This is a genomic window from Alteromonas sp. DYW1, from assembly GCF_059752595.1.
Genome location: NZ_CM186038.1, coordinates 3,509,914 through 3,532,730, shown reverse-complemented (window position 1 = coordinate 3,532,730; position 22,817 = coordinate 3,509,914). Strand labels below are relative to the sequence as shown.

Sequence of the window (22,817 nt, the reverse complement as noted above, 5' to 3'; positions counted from 1 at the left end):
AGCGAGTGTGTAATGGAAACAATTTTTACGCGGGGCCCCTCTTTAAACAATCGTTTGGCGATTGCTCTTGTGATGTCACTCGCGTTAATTGTTGCGGATCATAAATTCGATAGTTTCAATGCTGCTCGCGGTTATCTTAATTCTCTCTTGAGTCCACTCCAATACATCGCGAACTTACCCGGTGCGATGCTAAATTGGAGTGCGGAGCGGGTTACGTCACAACAACAATTGATCGCAGAGAATGAATTTTTGACCAATCAATTGTTGTTAATGAGCGAGCAACTTCAGCGATTCCAATTAATAAAGAACGAAAATGACAAGCTTCGTGCCTTGCTTGATGCTCCCCTACGTCAAGATATGCGTAAAACCGTTGCTGAATTAATGGCTGTTGATAACAATCCTTTTAGCCATCAAGTAGTGATTAATAAAGGCGCTACTGACGGCGTGTATATTTCACAATCGGTGCTGGATGATAGAGGGATTGTAGGCCAAGTGATTGAGGTTGGCTCGACAACCAGCCGAGTGTTATTGATTACGGATGTTACGCATGCGATCCCCGTGCGCTCGCAGCGTAACAGTATTCAATTTATTGTCGTTGGTAGCGGCGCTTTGGACGAGGTTTATTTAGAGCATGTCGCCCATAGTGTTGATGTGAAAGTCGGCGATGTTTTAATGTCCTCGGGTCTCGGGGATGTATTTCCAGAGGGATATCCTGTTGCGCGCGTGACGAACGTTCTGCGTGATGAAACGCGTCCATTTGCTAGTATTAGTGCTCAACCTTTGGCCCAGCTGGATCGTTTAAAGCACTTAATGTTACTGTGGCCTGAGGCCGAAGGGCCTAACAGCGAGTCAAATTCCGACAGCAATGCGATCCAAGTGAGTCGAGCCTATGACTAGTCGCCGTTACAGCGTTATCGTAACGAGTTTATTAATCGCATTGGTGTTGCAAATAATGCCAATGCCAATCCAAGCTGACTTGTATCGACCTGATTGGGTCTTATTAGTCTTGGCGTATTGGACCATGGCATTACCCAGTCGGGTTAATGTCGGTGTGGCCTTTATCTGCGGTCTCGCGATGGATATTCTGCTGGGCACTGCGCTGGGTACGCACAGTTTCGCGTTAAGTTTAGCAATTTATGTGCTGGCAGCTAACTACCAGCGGCTACGTAATTATTCGGTTTGGCAACAAGCCATAGTGGTTGGCCTGCTTGGCTCGCTGTATCACTTAGTATTATTTTGGTTGCAACACTTACTAACCAGTATCTACTTCCAATTCGACTATTTATGGCCGGTGTTATCATCGATGTTGATATGGCCTTGGGTATTCTGGCTGTTACGCCGTACACGTCGTAATTTTAAGGTGTCTTAGCATGCCAACGTTAATCTTGGCGTCGCAGTCTCCGCGCAGAAAAGCATTATTAAGCCAAATGGGTTATCGTTTTACGGTACACATAGCGGATATCGATGAATCCCCTAAAAAAGATGAAACCGCTGCGCAACTGGTAAACCGCTTAGCGTTGGAAAAGGCGCTGGCAGTGAGCACACAGCTTGCACAAAAAGGTAGTGATGAGACTGTGGTTTTAGCGGCTGATACGGTCGTTGTCTGTGAACAATGTATACTCGGAAAGCCGACGGATTTTCTCGATTTTCAAGCTATGATGCGTCGCTTGAGCGGCAACACACATGAGGTTATGACTGCTATTGCCGTCGTCGGCAAGCAAGGTCAACAAGTGCAGCGAATAACCACTAAAGTGACATTTTGCGCACTGGAGGAGCATGACATTAACACCTATTGGGCAACCCAAGAACCGGTTGATAAAGCCGGTGGTTATGGTATCCAAGGGATTGGTGGGCAGTTTGTGAGCAAGATTAATGGCAGCTATAGTGCAGTGGTTGGATTACCCATGGTTGAAACCCGCCTGCTGTTGACGCGATTTGGAGTGGAGCGATGAGTGCAGAATTATTGATCAACGTAACACCATCAGAATCTCGCGTAGCCCTGATTGAGAATGGGATCCTACAAGAAATCCATGTCGAGCGGCATACCAAGCGCGGTATTGTAGGCAATATTTATCGTGGCAAAGTGAGTCGGGTGTTGCCAGGCATGCAAGCCGCATTTGTGGATATTGGCTTTGAAAAAGCCGCCTTTTTACACGCCTCTGATATTGTTATCCACAACGAAATTGTAGGTGAGGTATCGACCAGTGAAATCACGAAGAAAGATATCCGAGAGTTAGTGCGCGATGGTCAAGATATTGTGGTGCAGGTGGTCAAAGATCCGATTGGAACCAAAGGCGCACGGTTGACCACTGATATTACCATTCCGTCGCGTTATTTGGTGTTTATGCCGAGCGTTACTCATGTGGGAGTGTCCCAGCGCATTGAAGATGAGCAGGAACGCGAGCGCCTTAAGCAGTTAGTTGAAGGCTTCTGTGACGACGATGGTGGATTTATCCTGCGCACCGCCGCGGAAGGAGTGGGAGAGCAGGAACTGGTGCAGGATGCAGAATTTTTACGCCGCTTATGGTCCAAGATCCAACAGCGCATGAAGCGTAAAAAGTCTCATGTATTGTATGAAGACTTGCCACTAGCGCGGCGCGTCTTGCGCGATTTCGTAGGTACTGAAATCGATCGTATCCGAATAGATTCAAATCTCAGTTTTCAAGAACTAAACAGCTTCACTCGTGAATATGTACCCGAGCTCAACAAGAAGCTGGAATACTATCAGGGTGAGCGCCCTATCTTTGATTTGTATGACGTCGAGAATGAAACCCAGCGAGCCCTAGAGCGGCGAGTAGATTTGAAAAGCGGCGGTTACTTGATCATTGATCAAACCGAAGCAATGACGACGATTGATATCAATACTGGCGCTTTTGTTGGGCACCGCAACCTTGAGGAGACAATCTTTAATACTAACATTGAAGCGACTCAAGCGATTGCTCGTCAGTTACGGTTGCGAAATTTAGGCGGGATGATCCTGATTGACTTCATCGATATGGTTGAACCTGATCACAAACGCAGGGTCTTACATAGTCTAGAGGTCGCAACGAGTAAAGATCGCGCGAAAAGTAATATTCACGGATTTACCGCGCTTGGTTTAATCGAAATGACGCGTAAACGCACGCGCGAGAGTCTTGAGCACGTTTTGTGTGGTGAATGTCCAGTGTGTAAAGGGCGTGGTTCGATCAAGACTGTTGAGACGACCTGTTTTGAAATCATGCGCGAAATCGTGCGGGTCAACCGCGCTTATGATGCTGATAAGTTTGTGGTCTATGCCGCGCCAGCAGTCGCCGACGCATTATTAGGGGAAGAGTCGCACATGCTAGCTGAGTTAGAAGTCTTCGTTTCACGCCAGATCACCGTGCAGGCTGAACCGCTGTATCATCAGGATAATTTTGATGTGGTCATGATGTGAGCAAAGTTCGTCAATATCTCGCTTACGGAATACGCAAACTATGGACGTTATTGGCATTTCTGTTGGTGCTGTCCGCAGTCATCATTTCTCTGCTGCGTTTTTCTTTACCTTACCTTGATAAAAATAAACACCTCGTTGAAGACTACATCAGTCAAACCTACAAGGCTGATTTGAGCATAGGTTCAATATCTGCAGTTTGGGCAAACCATGGCCCCAGCTTAGTGCTCAATGACGTGGTCTTGCTCGATGCTGATACTAAAGCATTAGAGCTCTCGATTGGTCGGATCTATGTGGAAGTTAATTTTTGGCAATCGTTAAGTGATTTGAGTATTCAGTCGAATCAATTTGAGCTCAATCAAGCCTCACTTATTCTTAACACGCATTTATTGACCCAACTGCAAGCGAGTGAAGACAATATTGTTGATGTTGTCAGTGATTTGTTTTTAGAACGTTTACAGCGGTTTTCATTAACGGATTCATGGCTGACTATAAATACTGAAGCGAATAGCCAGAGTTATTCATTGAGCTCGGTTAATTGGACGAATAGCGGCTCCAGACACCAAGCCGTTGGCCAGATGAGTGTAGCAGAATTGGCTAAAAACTCGGCTAGCTTCATTCTTGATTTGCGTGGAGATTCGCGCAGTCTTGCCGGTACCTTCTATGCCAAAGGCATCGACTTGGATTTTTCACCTTGGTTCAATGAATTTACTAATGAACAACAGACGTTATTGCAAAGTCGAGGTAACTTTACCTTGTGGGTAGGCATTGACAGTGCACGTGTACAGAATGTTCAGGTTGAACTGCAACCCAGTCAGTTTGAGTGGCGGTCACAAACCGACGAGGCGCTGGTTACTCGCATAGAAAGCGGCAGTATTATCGCCATACCGGAGAGTCAGGGGTGGAATTTTACCGTATCTGACCTGGTGCTGGCAGCGAATAACAAGGCGATGGAGACCAGCTTTGCCGGGCGATTTCTACCCGCTGGCTTGTTGCATGTCAGTGCTCTAAACGATATTCAACTTGCGCCATTAGTCGAATTAGTCCCGCTGTTTACTGACAGTTCTGCCAGTGAGCAATGGCGAGCCATTGCACCCACTGGGTTATTAACTGATTTCCAGTTGCTACAGCGGCCACAGGGCACATCAGTGATTGCGTCTGCCACAGAACTTTCATGGCAAGCCAATGGTGTATTGCCTGGCTTGGACAATTTGAATGCGGATTTGCATTGGTACAAGGACCAAGGGCGCGTTAGTTTCAATACCGCCAATGCTACTTTGGACTCTGGAGAGTTGCTGGACGAAGCGATAGCGATCGCTGCGTTGAATGCCAATGTGTATATCTTTCAGCAGCCTGATGCGCGGTCGAATGCTAAGAGTTGGTATGTTACGTCGGATGATATTTCCTTTGCGAGTAACCGCGTCGAGTTTACCCAACAATTTAGCTATCGTGCAGCAGATGAACACTTATTGCTGTCACTGCAAGTCGCTGAACTACCAGTTGCACAAGTACCTGCGCTATTCCCCGGGTATTACATGGGGTCTGATACGAAAGGCTATTTAACACGTGCGCTTGAATATCAGTCGTCGACCACGAATGCGACAGTCAATAACGCCACGATCCTCTGGCAGGGGCGTGCAGCGCACTTTCCCTTCGATGGTGTGAATGGTGTCTTTCAGGCCGGAGTAGCGATTTCTAACGCGGAGTTTGTGTTTTCGGAACAGTGGCCATCCTTGACTGATCTCGACATTGATTTACTGTTTGAAAATAATACGCTAACCATGCGAGCGCAGAAAACGCGCTTGCAAGAAATTGAACTAACTGACTTAGTCGCCACCATTCCGAGTTTGTCAGCCGCCACTCAGCTACAAATCAGTGCCGCTGCTTCTGGCTCAGGTCAGCAGCTCGCGACCTTGATGCAGGCTAGTCAACTTGCCGATAGTTTAGGTAATTTATTCTCAACTGAGTTACTGATCCGCGGTGATTTAGCGACAGAACTCGCATTATCGATTCCGCTAGGTGATGGTGTTGTGCGGGCTTCAGGCCTCGTAAAGCTCAGCGGGAATGAGGTACGTTTCCCCAGTGTAAATCTTGCGCTCGACGATGTTACTGGTGAAGTGACCTTCATTAATGATCAAGTCAGTATTGATGGTTTATCCGCGCAATTATTTGCGCAGCCGATATCCGTTGCTCTGCGCGGGCAAGAAGAAGCCGCAGGGTACCGCGCGAATGTTAGTTTACAAGGAGAATGGTCCTTAGATAAGCTTCTCGAACAGTATGCTCCCTCGTTACACGAATACGCACAAGGCACGGCCGAGATGGGGGCACAGTTAGAACTGATCACCTCGGCGAATGATTTCAGCTATGACTTACGTGTGGAGGGAGACTTTAACCAAGACGCGATCCGTCTTCCGGCACCGCTAGATGATGATCCCATAGGGAGTCTAGTTATTAATGCGAGTGGCAATAGTCAGGCTTCTGTAATTTCAGCGAAAACGAATAATGCTGTGTATTTTGATGGGGTGCTTCCCCATCGTGAAAAAGCGTTCTCGCGTGCCCACATCAGTGTTGGCGATGAAGTAGCCTTAAGTCGTGGAGTCGGCTTTAGCATTGCTGCGGATGTTGACCGGTTTGATGCGCTGGGTTGGGCTGGGGTTGTGCAGTCCCTGGTTGACAATCAGAGCACAAAAGAAAATACAATCATCGGTACGCCAGAACGAATTTTTATTGATACCGAACAGTTGCTCATCGGCGAAACTACGATTGATGCAGCATCAGTGAAAGTCAAGCAGCGGGATAATGATTGGAGCGTAGATGTTACAGGTAAGCAAATTGAGGCTAACGTCTATATCGATGATGATTGGTGGCAAAATGGTGTGCAAATTGATGCCAATTATTTGCGCATGGAAACCATTAGCGTAGCAGAGTCACAGGGAACGGCGTGGCAGCCCGAACAAATCCCGCCAATTAAATTGCGCTGTGCTGCATGTCAAATAGGTCGGTTTGATCTGGGAAAAGTGGCTATTGACGGGCGTCAAGTTGATGGTCGTTATGTATTTGAGACGGTTAATTTTACCAGTCAATCAGGCCAACTTGACGCAACTGCTGAATGGTCATTAGATCAGCAACATCACTCAAAAAGTGTATTTCGTGGTGTATTGAGTAGTCGTGATTTTGGTGACCTGCTGAGCCAAATTGGCTTTGAAAGTGGCATCAAAGATTCTGAGGCTGAGTTTGATTTTAATGTGAGTTGGCATGGAACGCCATGGGATCTTGACCGCGCCAGTTTAGCGGGCAACGTCAATTGGGAATTAACCGATGGCTATATTACCGAACTGAGTGATCAAGGCTCACGAATCTTTACGCTATTCAGTTTGAACTCTCTGGTACGTAAACTGAGTCTCGATTTTCGTGATGTTTTTGCTCAGGGCTTCTTCTATGATGATATTCAAGGAACCATGCAAATTGCTAACGGGCGAGCTGCAACGGAAGATACTGTCGTGGATGGCGGCGCCGGCGAAATCACAATTAATGGTTACTCTGACTTGGTTGAGAATCGGTTAAATTATCACGTATCTTTTACCCCAAATGTGACCGGTAATCTGCCCATTTTGATGTACTTCATGGTTAACCCGCCGACTGCTTTGGCTGCGCTCGCTCTCGATCAAATGCTGACGTCCGCTAAGGTCATATCTAATGTTAACTATTCGGTAACGGGTACCTTTGCAGAACCTGTCGTGCAAGAAATAGGGCGCGATAGTACAGAAGTCGAGTTGCCTGCTCGCAACTCAACGCCGCCAGCAAAATCGCCGCAAGAGCAGCTTGATGTACCTGAGCCGGTATCAATACAAACGGGAGAATTAGATGGCTAAAATTGCAGCGATCCAACTCGTTTCGACATCTAGCGTTGAGGCTAATTTTGCTCGGGTTGACGCATTGCTATCACAGCACGAGAGTGACGAACCGCGATTGGTGGTGTTGCCCGAATGTTTTGCTAGTTTTGGTGGCCGTGACAGTGAGCTTTTCGGATTAGCAAAAACTCAGGGTGAGGCAATCATTGAACGTTGTCAGTTACTTGCAAAGCAGCACAATTGTTGGTTGATAGCCGGCACGATCCCAATCCTTAGTCAGGATAAACAACGCTTTCGCGCAGGTTGTCTGTGCATAGATTCCGATGGTGTGATACAAGCTCGCTATGACAAGATCCACTTATTTGATGTGCAGGTAGATGATTCTACCGGCAGTTATCTTGAGTCACGTTACACTGAACCAGGCGACAAGGTAGTTACAGTGCAAACCCCATTTGGTAAAGTAGGTCTTGCAGTTTGTTACGATGTTAGATTCGCAGGGCTGTTTCAAGCCATGCAAGGCGTTGACATTGTTACGTTGCCTAGCGCATTTACGCAAAAGACCGGTGCAGCCCATTGGCACGCGTTATTGCAGGCGCGCAGCATAGAAATGCAATGTTACGTGGTTGGTGCTAATCAAGGCGGCCTGCATGCGAATGGACGAGAGACGTTCGGTAATAGTGTCATTTATTCGCCATGGGGTGAGACCTTAGCAATACTGGGTAAAGGTGAGGGCTACATATCTGTGTTGCCTGATCAGGACAAACTCGCATCTATTCGGCAAGCAATGCCCATCCATGCGCATACCAAATTTAGGAGTTCCTTCGTTGAATCATGTTGAAGAAAGCTTGTTGCATCAATCCGGCCTGACAACCGATGATCTGGATCGTGCATTGGGCACAATATTGACGCATCAGAACGATTTTGCTGATCTGTATTTCCAATCTAGCCAACATGAGAGTTGGGTTTTAGAGGACGGAATTATCAAAGACGGCAGCTACAACATTGAGCGGGGCGTTGGGGTGAGAGCCGTCAGCGGAGAAAAAACCGGATTTGCTTACAGTGATGCGCTATCAACCGAGGCTCTTATGACTGCAAGTAAAGCTGCTAGGAGTATCGCGGCAGGGGGGGGCAGTACTAAGAGCTGTAAGTTCAGCCCACAAGTGCCTCATCCTCTTTATAGTGCAGACAACCCATTAATGGGATTAGCAGAACAAGAAAAAATCGCTTTGCTTCGAGCAGTTGACCACTACGTTCGTCAACAACAGCCCGATGTTGCGCAAGTGATTGTGAGTTTAACCGGCGTTTATGAGGAAGTGCTGGTGGTCGCCAGTGACGGAACTTATTGTACCGATCAACGTCCGCTGATCAGATTAAATTGTTCAGTGTTATTAGAGCAAGATGGCCGGCGTGAGCGTGGAGCGTCAGGTATGGGGGGGCGGTATTCGTATGCATTACTTTCAGAGTTAGAGGATGGTAAACCCAAGTATCAGAAACTAGCTGACGATGCCTTGCACATGGCCCGTGTTAACTTACGCGCAGTTGCTGCGCCCGCAGGCACCATGCCAGTTGTACTGGGGAGTGGTTGGCCTGGCGTGCTTTTGCATGAAGCTGTTGGACATGGCCTTGAAGGTGATTTTAATCGTAAAGGAGCATCTACATTCAGTGGACGCATTGGTGAGCGTGTGGCGGCGCCGGGCGTTACCGTGATAGATAATGGTACACTAGAGAACCGCCGCGGTTCATTATCGATCGATGATGAAGGCACCCCTTCTCAGGAAAATGTACTGATTGAAGATGGCATCCTGAAGGGTTATATGCAAGACAAGCTTAATGCACGCCTGATGGGAGTCAGCCCTACCGGCAATGGTCGTAGAGAGTCTTATGCGCACCTTCCAATGCCTAGAATGACCAATACCTATATGCTTGGCGGTGATTTTCACCCTGAGGAAATTATTGCTTCCATTGAGAAAGGTATTTATGCGCCGAATTTCGGCGGAGGACAAGTAGATATTACTTCTGGAAAATTCGTTTTCTCTACGTCCGAAGCCTACATGATAGAAAACGGCAAACTGACTCAGCCCATTAAGGGAGCAACCCTAATCGGTAACGGCCCTGAGGTAATGCAAAAGATTTCAATGATCGGCAATGATTCACGGTTGGACGACGGTGTTGGAGTATGTGGTAAAGATGGGCAAAGCGTCCCGGTTGGGGTTGGCCAACCCACCCTAAAAATCGATGAACTAACAGTCGGTGGCACCGCGTAAAACACACCGCAGTTATTCAGTAGCTCACTATCAAGCGAGCTACTGAGTATTATACTAAAGCAGTCGTATAATAATCGACAACGCAGATTCGACACCACTGGGTGAGGTTACTGTTGTGCTCACTACGGCATCAATTGGATCATCCGTTGCTGCCAAATCATTGGTTAACACGAAGCTCATAGTGGCACCACCGGCGCGATTGTTTTTATTGATTTGACGAGAAACCTGGCCAGCAAGCGAGCCAGCTGAGGTTGTAATCTCGATACTGGTATCCGATGGCATTGTTTGCCCAGCTGTATCTTGGATCAGTAACTCTAGCGGGACGCTTTCTCCACGATTTAATTGCAATACGGGACCATTGCTAGGATTGTCGGAATTATTAGCCAGCTCGAGTCCGTTCTGCAGAAAGCTCAATTCTGCTCGCGATGAAGCCATAATCATGACCAATGCTCTGCGTACGTGCAAACCACTAGATCCGCAGCTATTTGCTTGACACTGCGGGCCATCAAACAGGTCATTCGCTGCGCTAAAAACACCGGAGCTATCATAGTCTAAGAATGTCTCAGCAGGATCATAACTATTATTCTCATTATCGTCACGCCAAGCTTCTGACATATCGGCAAAACCGGTCGTATTCGACGTGGCGACTTGCAAACCACTGTCATTGCCCAGGTCTAGGGCGCCACCATCAATATCGTCGTACACATTGTTGCCGTTACTGTCATATAGAGTTTCATGTCCAATGGCGGTCGCTAGGATAGTAATGCGATGATCATCAACGCGCGGGTCAGCACTGGTCCACTCTACTGCACAACGGCCATTTGTGGTCGTACAGCTGGGCTGAATTTGTCCACCTTCGGTGGTGAATGAGACCACAGTGCCATCGGGGACCGGGTTGTTAAATGCGTCCGCTAAAAAGGCAGTAACACTGACCGTCTGTCCGTCGATACCCGCGGCTTCAGGATTGGGGTTACTGGTAGAAAGCGAGAAACTGTTTTGATCCGGCAGGCCGGTATTTACCGATAACAAATCTGATTGCGTGGATATAACAGTATCATTTGTACCCGTAATACTGGCCAATACACGCACCGCAGTTGGAATATTTCCTGCCGTTACACGAGTGCTGACCTGCCCTTGTGAGTTTGTTAAACCCGATATTGGTGAAATCGTAAGGCCGCCAATATCCGTGCTGAGTGCAAAGGAAACCATCTGTTGTGCAAGTGGATTGCCGAGTTCACCATTCACCTGGAAAGTCACAGTCGCAACCGATTCACTGCCTTGCCCGCCTGTACCTTGCAGCACGATTGAACTAGGTTCGGCACTAACGAATAAGATCGAACCAACATTTTCGGGCAACAATTCGACAGAGCGAGAAATATTAAGCGGGGTGTTATTTACCTGCACAGTTGCAGTGATAATATCATCATTGCCAGTGCCACCCGCACAACTAACGTCTTCATATGTTGAGCTCGCTCGACCATTGACCGTGGCAACGTTTTGATCGATAGATGCGCGTCCCTCATTAGCACAACTTGAACTAAAGGTGATTGGTGTGCTGCCGACGATGGGATTGCCTTCACTGTCTGCCAGCCCAACCAGCAAACCTAACGTTGCTCCAGCGCCGATAACAACATCTTGGTCGCTCGCAACTCCATTTACACCCAATACGCCTTCGATAAATGTGTCACCCTCGAAGTAGCCTATGCGTACGACTTCTTCCTCAACCGCATCAACCGACTGAATTTCGTAGTTAAGTGTATCGATCACTGGCGTGTTGCTGTTTTCGAGAGCGTTAGCCGACGCGATGCCAGCACCAATGGAGGTTAAATCGCCACGTACGATTACCTCGGCTGTCCCTTGTTGATTAGTTAGCGCATCGGTAACCGGCAATTCTCCGCGGGTAACAGCAAAAGAGACGATTTCGTCCGCAACTGGCGTGCCGCTGCCATCTACCAGCGTAGCAACGAGGCGGACTTGTTGATCGGCTTTGAAGCGCAAGGTGCTTTGACCAGTTGAATTCAACATGTTCAAGCTGAGTGTTGGATCTCCCTCTGAGGGAGCAGTGCTATCTAGCGTGAATTCAATCGTCGCTTCAGCTTGCAGATTAGTATAATTCGCAGTTACTGTGGACGCACCGATTATGCCGTTTTCTGCGCTCAGGAATACGCGTGCAACACCATTACTGTCAGTCAACTTAGACGCTACATCCAATAGACCAATTCCGCTACTAAAGGTGACAATAGCGTTACTTATTGCACTATCGTCTTCGGTCAGTGTAGCTTCAATACACGCACTTTCATCATTCTTGAAACTATTTTCTGTTACTGGCAAGCAATCAGAGTTGAGCACATTCAAGGTTAAACGGACTACTGGCTCCGGTGGTGGCGCAGGCTCTTCGTTCTCACCCGAAGAGCCGTTGCAGGCGATGATAAAAATGCACAGGAAGCTAACTAAAAAGTAACGATAAGGGTTCATATTATTGCTCTTGTATTGACTCTTTTAGGTACTTAAAAATTTCACGCGCTGCAGCGGGCGGTTTTTGTTGCGAGATTTCTTTATTCGCTTTGCGTTGTAATTGTCGCAATTTTTGGCGTTCCAATTCGGGGTGTTTCTCGACGGCTGCGTTAATCGCATCATCGCCTTGATAAACGATATTGTCCCGTAGGGTTTCAAGATAATGAAAATGCGCATTGGCTAATTGATGTTTAGTCGTCAGTAAGGCGACAGCTTCTTCAATCGGTGTTGTATCACGCGCACGCATCAGTTTACCTAAAAACTGAATTTGGCGGCGAAAACCGTCTTTCTTTCGATTAATTTTACGCGCCAGTTGGATACTTTCGGCGAGTTCGTCATCAAGGGGCATTTTGGCTAGATGGGCATCGCTCATATCTACCAGTGTTAACGCCAGCTTTTGTTTTTCTTCAGCTTCGCGTTTTAATTGAGACTTGCTTTTTTCTTCAGTCTCCTGCCAGTTATCCTCGGCAAACCAGTCATCATTCGAATCGAAGTTTGAAGCAGTCATTTGCTACTCTTTAATGCTACACTTGGTTCGATTGTAACGTGGTGTAACGCCAGTGGGTAGTGAAACTTGAATATGCAAATACAGCAACAAATTGAAGAAGTAAAAGAAAAGGTTGCCGATGCGCTGAAACTCGCATTGCAACGTGGTGCTAGCCACGCAGAAGCAAGTATGTCTAGAGTTGAGGGGATTGCCGTTTCCGCACGCCTTGGCGAAGTGGAAAATGTAGAGTTCAATAATGACGGGGGCTTAGGTATTTCAGTCTATGTTGGACAATGCAAAGGCAGTGCATCAACCGCTGATCTGAGTCCACAAGCATTGCGCCAGACGGTTGAAAAAGCTGTCGATATCGCACGTTATACTAGTGAAGACCCATGCTCAGGCTTGGCCGACAAAGCTTTAATTGCGCAAGAAATTCCGGATTGTGATTTGTTTCACCCACAACCGTTAGATACTGACAAGGCGCTACAATATGCATTAGCCGCAGAGCAAGCCGCCTTGGATTTTGACCCTAGAATCGTTAACTCTGATGGTGCTTCTTACAATGCTAATTTAGGTCTGCGGGTCTATGGTAACACGCATGGTATTTTGGCCGGATATCCGAGCAGCCGCTATAGTCTGAGTTGTGTCGTCATTGGTGAACAAGACGGCGATATGCAACGTGACTATAGTTACACGGTGAGTCGCAAAGCTGAACAGCTTGATAGTCCGGCAATAGTAGGGCTTGAGGCTGCTCAGCATACGATTAGTCGTTTGGGAGCGCGCAAGATTGGCACGGCTAGAGTGCCTGTATTGTTTCACCGTGATATCGCCAGTGGTTTATTTAGTCATTTTGTCAGTGCGATCAGTGGCGGCAGTCTCTATCGCAAGTCTTCTTTCTTATTGGATAGTAAAGGTGAACAGGTATTCCCTACTTGGCTAAACATCCATGAACGTCCGCATATCTTAGCGGGGTTAGCCAGTTCACCTTTTGACCATGAAGGAGTGGCAACGCGCGATGCTGATATTGTCAAGCAGGGAGTACTGCAAGACTATTTATTAACCTCATACTCTGCTCGCAAATTGGGGCTGCAGAGTAACGGACACGCTGGAGGGATCCATAATTGGCAAATCTCTAATACCGGGCAGTCAGACGACCAACTGTTACGGCAAATGGGCCGAGGTTTGTTAGTTACCGAGCTGATGGGGCAAGGCGTTAATATTGTTACCGGTGATTATTCTCGCGGGGCGGCTGGCTTTTGGGTGGAAAATGGTGAAATTCAATTCCCAGTTCACGAAGTCACGATTGCTGGTTCGTTATCCGACATGTTTAACAATATTGTGGCGATTGGCGAGCAACAAGAGCGGCGTGGCGCAGTGTCTACGGGCTCGGTTTTAATTAGTGAAATGAACGTGGCTGGCAATTAGCCAGCCTACTTGGTTTAGGTTGTTGTTTAGGCGTCAACACTGCCACAAAAGCGATAACCTTCGCCATGAATTGTCACAATCAACTCTACCTCGCCGGGATCAGACTCAAAGTGTTTACGGATCCGTCTAATGGTAACGTCGACAGTACGGTCATTAGGGCGCAATTCTCGGCCGGTCATTTCCATGATGAGCTGCTCGCGAGTAAGGATTTTCCCTGGATTACTGAGGAATAAATGTAACGCGCGGAACTCACTGCGTGGTAAGCGAAACTCTTTGCCGCTGGGAGAAACCAAAGAGCGACTATCTCCGTCAAGAGTCCAACCATTGAAATTCACGCGGCTAGGTAAATCATCGTCGTCAGAAGCGCTTGTGGTGCGCGATAATAAATTGCGTGCGCGAATCGTTAATTCCCGCGGGTTAAATGGCTTTGTTAGGTAGTCATCAGCACCAATTTCGAGACCAAGTATACGGTCTACGTCGTTGTCTCGACCAGTTAAGAAAATCAGGCCAACATTCTTCCTATCACGAACTTCGCGCGCCAAAATCAACCCATTTTTACCGGGAAGATTGATATCCATAATCACCAAATTGATGGGGTGGTTGGTGAAGTAATCATGCATCTGATCGCCATTTTCGGCTTCAAATACATTGTAACCCTCTGCCTCGAAAAGGCTCTTGAGCGTAGTGCGGGTTACAACTTCATCTTCAACAATCAATATGTTTGGCGTTTGCATTTTATTAGTACCGTTTAACCAAGTATTCTTATCCAATTCACAGAGTAAGGATTAATTTGTGAAATTCAAGTTATTCATAGTGTCCAGTCAACACCTTATTGGCTTGGGTGACTTTAACCGGGAATATAATATCAAATTTAACCCCTTCACCGGTTTTACTTTCAACCGTAATCGAACCATTTAACGCTTGGGTAACCAAGTTATAGACCAAATGCATACCAAGTCCAGAACCACCTTGCCCGCGTTTTGTCGTGACGAATGGATCAAAGATACGCTTGCGTAAGTCATCCGGGATCCCTTTACCATTATCGGTATACAGTAGATGAAGGTTACGTTTGCCGGAAATGCTCGCGGTCAGTGTAATTGTTCCTTGTTCGATGTCTTCGAATCCGTGAATGATTGAATTCATGATCAAATTAATAATAATTTGGTTGATAGGACCCGCTTTTGACTCTACGCATAATTCAGGGTCACACTCAATTTTGATTTCATGCTTCAGTTTCTTGAGTCTCGGACGCATTGAAAGCAAAATCTCATCAATCAGTTGCGCAAGAACAAAGACTCGACTGTTTTCGCTCGATTGGTCTACCGCGACTTGCTTGAAGCTTGAAATAAGTTCAGCTGCTCGATTTAAGTTGCGATAAATAATATTCAGGTTTTCTTCACCCTCATTGATAAACTTCTGCATCACGCTGGCTTTAAGGTTTTTATTTTCAAAGTCTGTCTTCAAACTTTTTAGACGATCTAACATCATGGTTGATGCTGTCACACCTAAGCCAATTGGAGTGTTAACTTCGTGTGCAACGCCGGCAACCATATCGCCCAGTGACGCCATTTTTTCATTCTGCACAATTTGGCGCTGAAATTGGTGGAGTTTCTCGAGTGTCTGGATCAGCTCCTGATTGGCTTCTTTGAGCGCGGTCGTGCGCTGACTAACCATCTCCTCAAGGCCCGCATTCAACGATTGATATTCTTGCTCCATGGATTGGTTACGCTCGATATAACCCTGCATGCGTTTAAGCAAATTGTTAATTGCTTCACTCAGTTCTGCGGTATCTTCCGTTGCGTTAGCGTGGACTTGTTGCTCATACTCTCCAGAGCGAGCTACGCGTCGCAAGAATTGGATCAATTCGCCTACCGGTTGACTAATGAAACGTTCAAAGCGCCACGCTAGGAATATAGCGAATACGACTGCGCAACTTGCTAAAATGAGAGAGCGCATCAGACTTTGGGTTAAAAAGTCGTTATATATGTCATCGCTGATTCGAATATAGAGCAAACCTATTTCTCCAGCTTCGCTGGTAATTGAATGCATATACTCAGTGCCCGCTTCGAAAGGTCTGGGCTCAATTAAGCGCGCTAGGTCATTGGTTGTGCGTTTAGGAATTTGTGGTTGGCCGATACGGTCATAGGTTGCTTGGATACTATCGTTGTCGAGGGGCCCTTCATTCACTGCGATAGGGTTTAAATAAACGTGCACAGTAAGTATTGATTGGATCTCTTCTAGATGAGACAGCACATCATCAGGCCAGCCGCGAATATCATTGCGATACATTTTCTCCAATAGGACCACTTCACGGGCAACTAGATTCGCTATCGTTTTGATTTTTTGATTACGTTCAATTTGATGGAATTTGTCACTTGAATAAATTTTCTCAGCAATCGCACCCCCAACAACTATTATTGTTACGAATAACACCATCGCAATGAATAAGAATTTGATTGAAAGTCGATTGGAATGGTCAGCCATTCGGAGTTATGCCTTTAACTTACACTGCCGATTATTTGTTCACTTTAGCAAGCACGGTGGATTTCGCCAATATTTACTTGCGTTCAATTCATACTTACTGAATTTCTAGTAGCGCATGATCCGAATGAATTGCTCTTGACTGAGTTGCCATTCTCTTAACCAGGCCAGGCTTTGCTCTTGCTCATCACTATCAGATTCCGCGCTCAGCAGAGGAGTAAAATCACTGACACAAATGCATATCGTTGGCGACTCTAAGTTTGCTTGTTGTTGGATCACGGGGTCGGTTTTTTTAATCAAGACATGCGGGCAAGGTAGTTCTCGCGTCGGATTTTGAATGCACTGCTGTGGTTCTTGCGCAATTAATGCAGTACTGGCTAGCATGCCCACACTGAACAATGTACTTTGGGTTATGCGCATATTAACTGCTCATATAGCTCGGAATATTGCTGGGCTGATGCTTCCCAAGTGAAGCGGGTTTGCATTGCACGCTTTTGTAGTTCTGTAAACCGGGCAGAGTCCTCATGATAGAATAATAGCGCCCGTCGAATACATTCCAATAAGGCCTGTGACTGTGGGGCTTGAAATACAAATCCAGTCGCTTGAGCTGGATTTGCCTCTTGATCAATCACAGTATCCTTTAAACCACCGACTCCGCGCACTATCGGCAATGTACCGTAGGCTAAGCTGTACATTTGATTTAATCCGCAAGGTTCAAATTCTGACGGCATTAAAAAGAAATCACTGCCTGCCTCTATCCAATGCGCATACTGATTACTAAAGCCATGAATGAATGCAAACTTATTGTTATATTTCTGACTTAAGTATTGTAGTTGTTCGACGACGCTTGGGTCACCGGTACCAACAATCACCAGTTGCACATTGTGTGCTAATAGGCGCTCTAAAATGGGCATGATGTAACCGAAGCCCTTTTGCGTGGTCAGACGACATACCATGCCAATCATCGGCACGCGCGGCTTACGCGGAAGCTTAGCAAATTTTTGTAATTTCGATTTACATTTGCGTTTCCCGCTCAAATCTTCGAGCGAAAAATGATCGTCGATATATTCGTCAGTTGCAGGATCCCATTGACTGTAATCGCAACCGTTAAGGATCCCAACCAGTCGGCTGGCACGCGGCTGCAACACTGCTGACAGACCGTGACTGCCTAAATCTGTAAGCAACTCTTTGGCGTAGTTTGGGCTAACCGAAGTAATTGCATCGCAGTGTGATAATCCACTTTGCAAAAAGTTGACGTAACCCCCTCCATCGACAGGAATAGCTTGTTCCAGACCGGCAACTATAGGAACCGTTTGGGCAAGAAACACACCCTGAAATGCCGCATTGTGGATGGTTAGTATTGAACGGGTATTAGCATACTCCTCAGGAATTGTTGCGTCGTGGTTAATGCGCATTAACGCGGGAATAATACTGGTATGCCAATCGTTGCAATGCAGGATGTCGGGAACAAAACTTAAATGACTGAGCGTAACTAATACAGCTTGAGCAAAAAATGCGAAGCGCTGCCCATTATCTTCATACGGCTCATATCCATCCGTGTATAGTCCATCGCGCATGAAGTACTGAGGTGCATCAATGAGGTAAACGGTTACGCCATGCAGAGATAATTGCTTAACCGCAAAATTTTCGATACCGCCAGCATGTGTAATCGATAATGGAGCGCACGCATCCGTTAGATTGGCTTGCTGTGCAATACTTTTGTAGAGTGGCATAACGATCCGAACATCATGACCTAATTGGGAAAACGCAACAGGTAGGGCCTTACCAACATCGGCAAGGCCACCAGTTTTAACTAGGTCTTCGACTTCAGACACAGCGAAAGCAATTTGCATGCACGTTCTCATTGGCTAATTATGCGAACATGTTAAGCCAACCGAACAGGAATGAAAACTTACTTTTTACTTGCTTTATAGAGTGCGAATTTACCCGACTTTGCGATGTCAGCTTGGCGGCGAAGATGCTGATCAATTAAGTCAGGGTAGGGTAAAAACCGATTAGCGACTAAATACAGTTGTCCGTGGGCTTGCAAATGCGAATTGGCTGCTGCAATAAAGCGTTCAGTAATATTGTAATTCGTTTGTTTACCGCTATGAAATGGCGGGTTAGTTACAATATTGTCGAATCGCCTCTGCCATTCGTTTAAACCGTTAGACGCGATGACATCGCCCTTTAGGCCATTTAGTTCCAGACTTTTTTGGCAGCAATACAACGATAAGGCATTAATGTCGGAATAACTAACCGTCAAATGAGGTTGTCGCAGGTTAAGGAAGCATCCGATAACACCTGCCCCACAGGCAAAGTCTAAACAGCTTGAGCCCTCTAATTCAGGGATTGAGCGTAACAATAACTCAGTGCCGGGATCGAGGCCATCAGCACTAAATACACCTGGCAGACTTGCAACTTTCCATTTAACTTCATCTAATGAGTAAGTACTTACTTTCAAGTGGCTGTCTAAATTAAAGGGAACCTGTTTAGGATTGGTGACTAACCAAATTGCACAGTGACGTGCAGCATCGTATTTTTGTGCATTCCCAAAAGATTGCTTTAAACGCTTGCCAATACTCTTAATACCGCTGTCATTGCTGCCGACGATTGCAATAGTTCCACCCGCTTTTACCACACTGCGTGCATTTTCAATCAACATGCTCGCATGGGCCTTAGCGGTTGGTAAATAAATCACAGCGCCATCGTACGCAGGATCAGACTCAAGGGCACAGTATGCTGCAAAGCTCTGCTTGCCGCCTTTATCTAGACTGGCCTGATAATTATCAAAATACTGATGGTAACCATCAATCTTATTCGGCAATGCAGCAAAAATTGCACTCTCATCTGGATTAAAGAAAATCCATCGCCCTTCAGAAAACAACTGTTGGTTGCGTAGAAGGAGTTGACCAGTACCCTGTTCCATTAAGCCACACGCTCAAAAATTAGATCCCAAACGCCATGTCCTAGGCGTTGCCCGCGCGTCTCAAATTTAGTGATGGGGCGATAGTCTGGACGCGGCACATAAGTGCCCGTAGTAGCGGTATTTCTATAGCCTTCAGCCGATAACATGACTTCTAGCATATGTTCTGCATACGGCTCCCAATCTGTAGCCATATGGAATACGCCACCAATGGCTAATTTTTTGCGCAATTTTTGCACAAAATCAGGTTGTACTATGCGACGCTTGTGATGGCGCTTTTTATGCCATGGATCGGGGAAATACAGCTGCACTCGTTGTAGTGCCCCATCTGCAATACACTTTTCCAAAACCTCAATAGCGTCATGTTCGAAAACACGTAAGTTATCGACTCCGGCCTCATCTGCGCTACTTAAACAGGCGCCCACACCAGGTCGGTGCACCTCAATACCAATAAAATTTAATTCTGGTGCGGCTTGCGCCATTTCAACCAATGAGCCTCCCATGCCAAAGCCAATTTCTAAAACGACAGGGTTAGGGTTGCCAAATACCGCAGATAAATCTAATAAGCCATCAGCTACGCTTAATCCCATGGTCGGCCAGCACTTATCTAATGCTTTAGCTTGCCCTTTGGTTAAACGACCTTCACGCTTTACATAGCTCTTTACTTTGCTGATGTATACGCCTGCGGCTTCTGCTTCTGCTTGATTTTTAAATTGACCCATTATTTCGACCTTAAAATCATTTGCGCGGCATTATCCTAAGTTAGCCGCCGATTGCAAACTTCCTGCAATAGTGTTGCTGATCAGCTCTGCGCATCGCTGAGGTTGCGTCAATGACATCATGTGTGCAGTAGAGCCGAGACAATGAAAAGCAATTCTCTCGTTGTGTTGACAGAAATCCTCAACACTTTGTGCCGATGCAATTTGATCATACTGTGCAGCAATACAGCAAATCGGTATCTTCAACGTTTCCAGTTTAGCGCGTAAATCTTGACGTGGTGTGGTGGCTAGAAAGTGTTGCTTTAAGGTATTAACGCCAAGATCAGCAGACATAGCTAAGATTGTTTCGGATGGTTGCTGCGTGCTCAATTCTTCGCGCGTCAGGTATTGACTGAGATGAGCCTGTGTCATTCCAGTAAATTGGCGCTGTTCAATGGCATTGATAATACGCTTTCGCGCAGCGGTTTCTTGTTCACTTAGGCCTTGTGGACTGTACCCTACAAGCGTTAAAGAAGCGACATTGTTTGAATCTAGCGCTGCCAGCGAGGCGATATATCCACCCATGGAAAAGCCAACCAAATGCACTTTTTGTGAATTGGCACTCAGTCTGTCTTGCGTTAATGCGAGCATTTGCTCTAAATCATTTGCCCATTGCAGCGGAACATATTGTCGTGTGCCTGGTGCAAATGACATATGCCGCCATACAGGCAGCCAAATGCGCTCATCACAAAGGGTGCCAGGCAGGAAAAGGACGGGCTCGGAAATTAAGTGCATTGCTACTGATCATCTGTGCTTTCTTGCTAGTATAAGCGCTTCTGTAGAGAGTTTTTAGTGAAAGCTATAAATATGACGTTTTCCCAACGAGTGTTGGCATGGTTTGATCGGCATGGCCGCAAACATTTACCCTGGCAACAATCGATTTCAGCTTACCGAGTTTGGATCTCGGAAATCATGTTGCAACAAACTCAAGTGGCGACAGTCATCCCGTACTTCGAACGCTTTATGCAGCGCTTTCCAACGGTTGTCGATTTGGCCACAGCGCCAGAGGACGACGTGCTGCATTTATGGACTGGATTGGGGTACTACGCGCGGGCAAGAAACCTGCACGCTGCAGCTAAAGTGATCACGCAGCAATACAATGGGCAGTTTCCAACGCAAATTGAACAGGTCTTAGCTTTGCCGGGAATTGGTCGTTCAACGGCGGGCGCAATCTTGTCTATTGCTGAGCGGCAGGCGCATCCTATTTTAGATGGTAATGTGAAGCGGGTGCTCGCTCGCTACTTTGCCGTTGATGGTTGGCCAGGTAAGCAAGTGGTCGCCAATACTTTGTGGCAATATGCTGAGCAAGTGTTGCCGAAGGAGCGCAATCATCACTACACCCAAGCTATGATGGATTTGGGAGCAACGGTGTGTACACGGAGCAGCCCCAAGTGTGATGAATGTCCATTACACAATGATTGCCTTGGTTACATTCAAGGCCGTCAGCAGGAATTGCCGGGCAAAAAGCCAAAAAAAGTACTACCGGTGAAATCGATAGCGTTACTCATTCCTTTTGTGCAGGGCAGTGTGCTTATGCAAAAGCGACCACCGACCGGTATTTGGGGAGGATTGTGGGCGTTTGAGGAGTTTTCAGATGTCGCAGAATTAAAGCGACAAGCCTATGCCAGATTGAGTAACGGGAACACTGAAGTTCGCTTTGAAGGGCTTGATTCGTTTCGGCATACATTCAGCCACTTTCATTTAGACTTACAGCCGATTCTGATGTTGGCTCCGAAGCTCTCAGGGCACTTTGTGTGTGAGCCGGATGCACGTTGGTTCAATATACAAGAGCCAATTAAGGTTGGTTTGTCTGCGCCGACTGAGCGAATTCTCAAAACGATCAAAACAAACGTGCTTTAATTTGCTTTTGTTGCCACTTATTGATTCAACAGTAACTAGGTCACTACTGTTTTGCCAGGTGATTATGTAGAATGGCCAGAAACGGTAAATGGTAGCGATGTTGCAGTAAATTTGCTGCCTCAGAGCAATCCATTAGCCAATAATTTTTTCACAATCTTTCCCGGCATTGTCGTCGGGCATATAGGGCAAACATGAGTAGACAGGTTTACTGCCAGCATTTGAAACAAGACGCCGAAGGCCTAGATTTCCAACTTTACCCAGGGGAACTCGGTAAACGTATCTTTGACAATATCTCCAAGCAGGCGTGGGGCGAATGGCAAAAAAAGCAAACCATGCTGATCAATGAGCACAAGCTGAATATGATGCAGCCAGAGTCAAGAAAATTTTTGGAAGAAAAAATGGTAGCTTATCTTTTCGAGGGTATTGAACCCACGATTGAAGGCTATGTTCCCCCGAAAAAGTAAAGTGATGTGTGCTAGTTTGCTTAAAATCGATGAATGTTTAAGCAAATGCGCATTTCTACGTAAAAAGCAGTTGACTTGTCGGTCTGAAATCCGTTTAATACGCGTCCACAGCGAAATGCTGATGCCCAGATAGCTCAGTTGGTAGAGCAGCGGATTGAAAATCCGCGTGTCGGTGGTTCGATCCCGCCTCTGGGCACCATTATTCCAGAAGCCCTGCAAGCAATTGCGGGGCTTTTTCGTTCAAGGGCCGACACACATCGCGTATCGCTGCGGGTAACCGTGAGTTACGATACGACTTCGCGGCAACATTATTCAAAAAGCCCTGCTCTCTGGCTGGATAATCACTTAAGATACAGAACCGCAGAACAGGCACTC

At 46.6% G+C, this 22,817-nt stretch carries 20 protein-coding genes and 1 tRNA gene; 11 read left to right on the top strand and 10 right to left on the bottom strand.

What is annotated here, in order from left to right:
• Positions 1-12 precede the first annotated feature (12 nt).
• Genes mreC through tldD form a run of 7 tightly spaced genes read left to right on the top strand, consistent with a single transcriptional unit; the run spans position 13 to position 9,527 of the window.
• On the top strand, positions 13-897 hold the full coding sequence (mreC, locus tag AC121Z_RS16085; protein ID WP_498125300.1) for a rod shape-determining protein MreC: 885 nt from the start codon (positions 13-15) through the stop codon (positions 895-897).
• Positions 890-1,369, top strand: coding sequence for a rod shape-determining protein MreD (gene mreD, locus AC121Z_RS16080; RefSeq protein ID WP_498125299.1), 480 nt, complete (start codon positions 890-892; stop codon positions 1,367-1,369). The genes mreC and mreD overlap by 8 nt, the downstream gene beginning before the upstream one ends.
• A gap of 1 nt (position 1,370) precedes the next feature.
• Entirely contained in the window at positions 1,371-1,952 is a 582-nt protein-coding gene (locus tag AC121Z_RS16075; protein ID WP_498125298.1) for a Maf family protein, read from the top strand.
• On the top strand, positions 1,949-3,415 hold the full coding sequence (rng, locus tag AC121Z_RS16070) for a ribonuclease G (RefSeq protein WP_498125297.1): 1,467 nt from the start codon (positions 1,949-1,951) through the stop codon (positions 3,413-3,415). Before AC121Z_RS16075 ends, rng begins: the two co-directional genes overlap by 4 nt.
• Positions 3,412-7,284 (top strand): YhdP family protein, encoded by a 3,873-nt coding sequence (locus tag AC121Z_RS16065; RefSeq protein ID WP_498125296.1) that lies wholly within the window; start codon positions 3,412-3,414, stop codon positions 7,282-7,284. Before rng ends, AC121Z_RS16065 begins: the two co-directional genes overlap by 4 nt.
• Positions 7,277-8,101: a carbon-nitrogen hydrolase family protein gene (locus AC121Z_RS16060; protein ID WP_498125295.1), complete on the top strand. Its 825-nt coding sequence runs from the start codon at positions 7,277-7,279 to the stop codon at positions 8,099-8,101. Before AC121Z_RS16065 ends, AC121Z_RS16060 begins: the two co-directional genes overlap by 8 nt.
• Positions 8,058-9,527, top strand: coding sequence for a metalloprotease TldD (gene tldD / locus AC121Z_RS16055; RefSeq protein WP_498125294.1), 1,470 nt, complete (start codon positions 8,058-8,060; stop codon positions 9,525-9,527). Before AC121Z_RS16060 ends, tldD begins: the two co-directional genes overlap by 44 nt.
• A gap of 54 nt (positions 9,528-9,581) precedes the next feature.
• Here the strand turns inward: tldD and AC121Z_RS16050 are convergent, their stop codons facing one another.
• On the bottom strand, positions 9,582-12,002 hold the full coding sequence (locus AC121Z_RS16050) for an Ig-like protein, group 1 (RefSeq protein ID WP_498125293.1): 2,421 nt from the start codon (positions 12,000-12,002) through the stop codon (positions 9,582-9,584).
• Position 12,003: 1 nt separating this feature from the next.
• Positions 12,004-12,549, bottom strand: a complete 546-nt coding sequence (gene yjgA / locus AC121Z_RS16045; RefSeq protein ID WP_498125291.1) for a ribosome biogenesis factor YjgA — start codon at positions 12,547-12,549, stop codon at positions 12,004-12,006.
• Between the two features lie 72 nt (positions 12,550-12,621).
• Here yjgA and pmbA point away from each other — a divergent pair, with 72 nt between their 5' ends.
• Entirely contained in the window at positions 12,622-13,953 is a 1,332-nt protein-coding gene (pmbA, locus tag AC121Z_RS16040; RefSeq protein WP_498125289.1) for a metalloprotease PmbA, read from the top strand.
• A gap of 26 nt (positions 13,954-13,979) precedes the next feature.
• Here pmbA and arcA read toward each other — a convergent pair whose 3' ends face one another.
• The 7 genes from arcA to AC121Z_RS16005 all read right to left on the bottom strand — a co-directional run bounded on the left by arcA (position 13,980) and on the right by AC121Z_RS16005 (position 20,772).
• A complete protein-coding gene (gene arcA, locus AC121Z_RS16035) occupies positions 13,980-14,687 on the bottom strand; it encodes a two-component system response regulator ArcA (RefSeq protein ID WP_498125288.1) in 708 nt (235 codons plus the stop codon).
• A gap of 70 nt (positions 14,688-14,757) precedes the next feature.
• On the bottom strand, positions 14,758-16,437 hold the full coding sequence (locus tag AC121Z_RS16030) for a sensor histidine kinase (protein ID WP_498125287.1): 1,680 nt from the start codon (positions 16,435-16,437) through the stop codon (positions 14,758-14,760).
• 105 nt (positions 16,438-16,542) lie between these two features.
• Positions 16,543-16,854, bottom strand: coding sequence for a hypothetical protein (locus AC121Z_RS16025; protein WP_498125286.1), 312 nt, complete (start codon positions 16,852-16,854; stop codon positions 16,543-16,545).
• The gene (gene glgA, locus AC121Z_RS16020; RefSeq protein WP_498125285.1) at positions 16,845-18,287 is read right to left on the bottom strand and encodes a glycogen synthase GlgA; all 1,443 of its coding nucleotides are present in this window, start codon (positions 18,285-18,287) and stop codon (positions 16,845-16,847) included. Before glgA ends, AC121Z_RS16025 begins: the two co-directional genes overlap by 10 nt.
• A gap of 59 nt (positions 18,288-18,346) precedes the next feature.
• A complete protein-coding gene (locus AC121Z_RS16015; RefSeq protein WP_498125283.1) occupies positions 18,347-19,363 on the bottom strand; it encodes a methyltransferase in 1,017 nt (338 codons plus the stop codon).
• Entirely contained in the window at positions 19,363-20,082 is a 720-nt protein-coding gene (trmB, locus tag AC121Z_RS16010; RefSeq protein ID WP_498125281.1) for a tRNA (guanosine(46)-N7)-methyltransferase TrmB, read from the bottom strand. Before trmB ends, AC121Z_RS16015 begins: the two co-directional genes overlap by 1 nt.
• 30 nt (positions 20,083-20,112) lie before the next feature.
• Positions 20,113-20,772, bottom strand: coding sequence for an alpha/beta fold hydrolase (locus tag AC121Z_RS16005; RefSeq protein WP_498125279.1), 660 nt, complete (start codon positions 20,770-20,772; stop codon positions 20,113-20,115).
• 153 nt (positions 20,773-20,925) lie between these two features.
• Here AC121Z_RS16005 and mutY point away from each other — a divergent pair, with 153 nt between their 5' ends.
• From mutY to AC121Z_RS15990, 3 genes are all read left to right on the top strand, one after another.
• Positions 20,926-21,978, top strand: coding sequence for an A/G-specific adenine glycosylase (gene mutY, locus AC121Z_RS16000; RefSeq protein WP_498125278.1), 1,053 nt, complete (start codon positions 20,926-20,928; stop codon positions 21,976-21,978).
• A gap of 191 nt (positions 21,979-22,169) precedes the next feature.
• Positions 22,170-22,442, top strand: coding sequence for an oxidative damage protection protein (locus AC121Z_RS15995; RefSeq protein WP_498125276.1), 273 nt, complete (start codon positions 22,170-22,172; stop codon positions 22,440-22,442).
• A gap of 123 nt (positions 22,443-22,565) precedes the next feature.
• Positions 22,566-22,641 (top strand) — tRNA-Phe (locus AC121Z_RS15990).
• Here the strand turns inward: AC121Z_RS15990 and AC121Z_RS15985 are convergent.
• Positions 22,642-22,815, bottom strand: a complete 174-nt coding sequence (locus tag AC121Z_RS15985) for a hypothetical protein (protein ID WP_498125274.1) — start codon at positions 22,813-22,815, stop codon at positions 22,642-22,644.
• Between the last annotated feature and the right edge of the window lie 2 nt (positions 22,816-22,817).

Coding starts and splice junctions, on each gene's coding strand:
- mreC (WP_498125300.1), top strand. CDS start 13: ATGGAAACAATTTTTACGCGGGGCCCCTCTTTAAACAATCGTTTGGCG.
- mreD (WP_498125299.1), top strand. CDS start 890: ATGACTAGTCGCCGTTACAGCGTTATCGTAACGAGTTTATTAATCGCA.
- AC121Z_RS16075 (WP_498125298.1), top strand. CDS start 1,371: ATGCCAACGTTAATCTTGGCGTCGCAGTCTCCGCGCAGAAAAGCATTA.
- rng (WP_498125297.1), top strand. CDS start 1,949: ATGAGTGCAGAATTATTGATCAACGTAACACCATCAGAATCTCGCGTA.
- AC121Z_RS16060 (WP_498125295.1), top strand. CDS start 7,277: ATGGCTAAAATTGCAGCGATCCAACTCGTTTCGACATCTAGCGTTGAG.
- tldD (WP_498125294.1), top strand. CDS start 8,058: ATGCGCATACCAAATTTAGGAGTTCCTTCGTTGAATCATGTTGAAGAA.
- AC121Z_RS16050 (WP_498125293.1), bottom strand. CDS start 12,002: ATGAACCCTTATCGTTACTTTTTAGTTAGCTTCCTGTGCATTTTTATC.
- yjgA (WP_498125291.1), bottom strand. CDS start 12,549: ATGACTGCTTCAAACTTCGATTCGAATGATGACTGGTTTGCCGAGGAT.
- pmbA (WP_498125289.1), top strand. CDS start 12,622: ATGCAAATACAGCAACAAATTGAAGAAGTAAAAGAAAAGGTTGCCGAT.
- arcA (WP_498125288.1), bottom strand. CDS start 14,687: ATGCAAACGCCAAACATATTGATTGTTGAAGATGAAGTTGTAACCCGC.
- AC121Z_RS16030 (WP_498125287.1), bottom strand. CDS start 16,437: ATGGCTGACCATTCCAATCGACTTTCAATCAAATTCTTATTCATTGCG.
- AC121Z_RS16025 (WP_498125286.1), bottom strand. CDS start 16,854: ATGCGCATAACCCAAAGTACATTGTTCAGTGTGGGCATGCTAGCCAGT.
- glgA (WP_498125285.1), bottom strand. CDS start 18,287: ATGCAAATTGCTTTCGCTGTGTCTGAAGTCGAAGACCTAGTTAAAACT.
- AC121Z_RS16015 (WP_498125283.1), bottom strand. CDS start 19,363: ATGGAACAGGGTACTGGTCAACTCCTTCTACGCAACCAACAGTTGTTT.
- trmB (WP_498125281.1), bottom strand. CDS start 20,082: ATGGGTCAATTTAAAAATCAAGCAGAAGCAGAAGCCGCAGGCGTATAC.
- AC121Z_RS16005 (WP_498125279.1), bottom strand. CDS start 20,772: ATGTCATTTGCACCAGGCACACGACAATATGTTCCGCTGCAATGGGCA.
- mutY (WP_498125278.1), top strand. CDS start 20,926: ATGACGTTTTCCCAACGAGTGTTGGCATGGTTTGATCGGCATGGCCGC.
- AC121Z_RS15995 (WP_498125276.1), top strand. CDS start 22,170: ATGAGTAGACAGGTTTACTGCCAGCATTTGAAACAAGACGCCGAAGGC.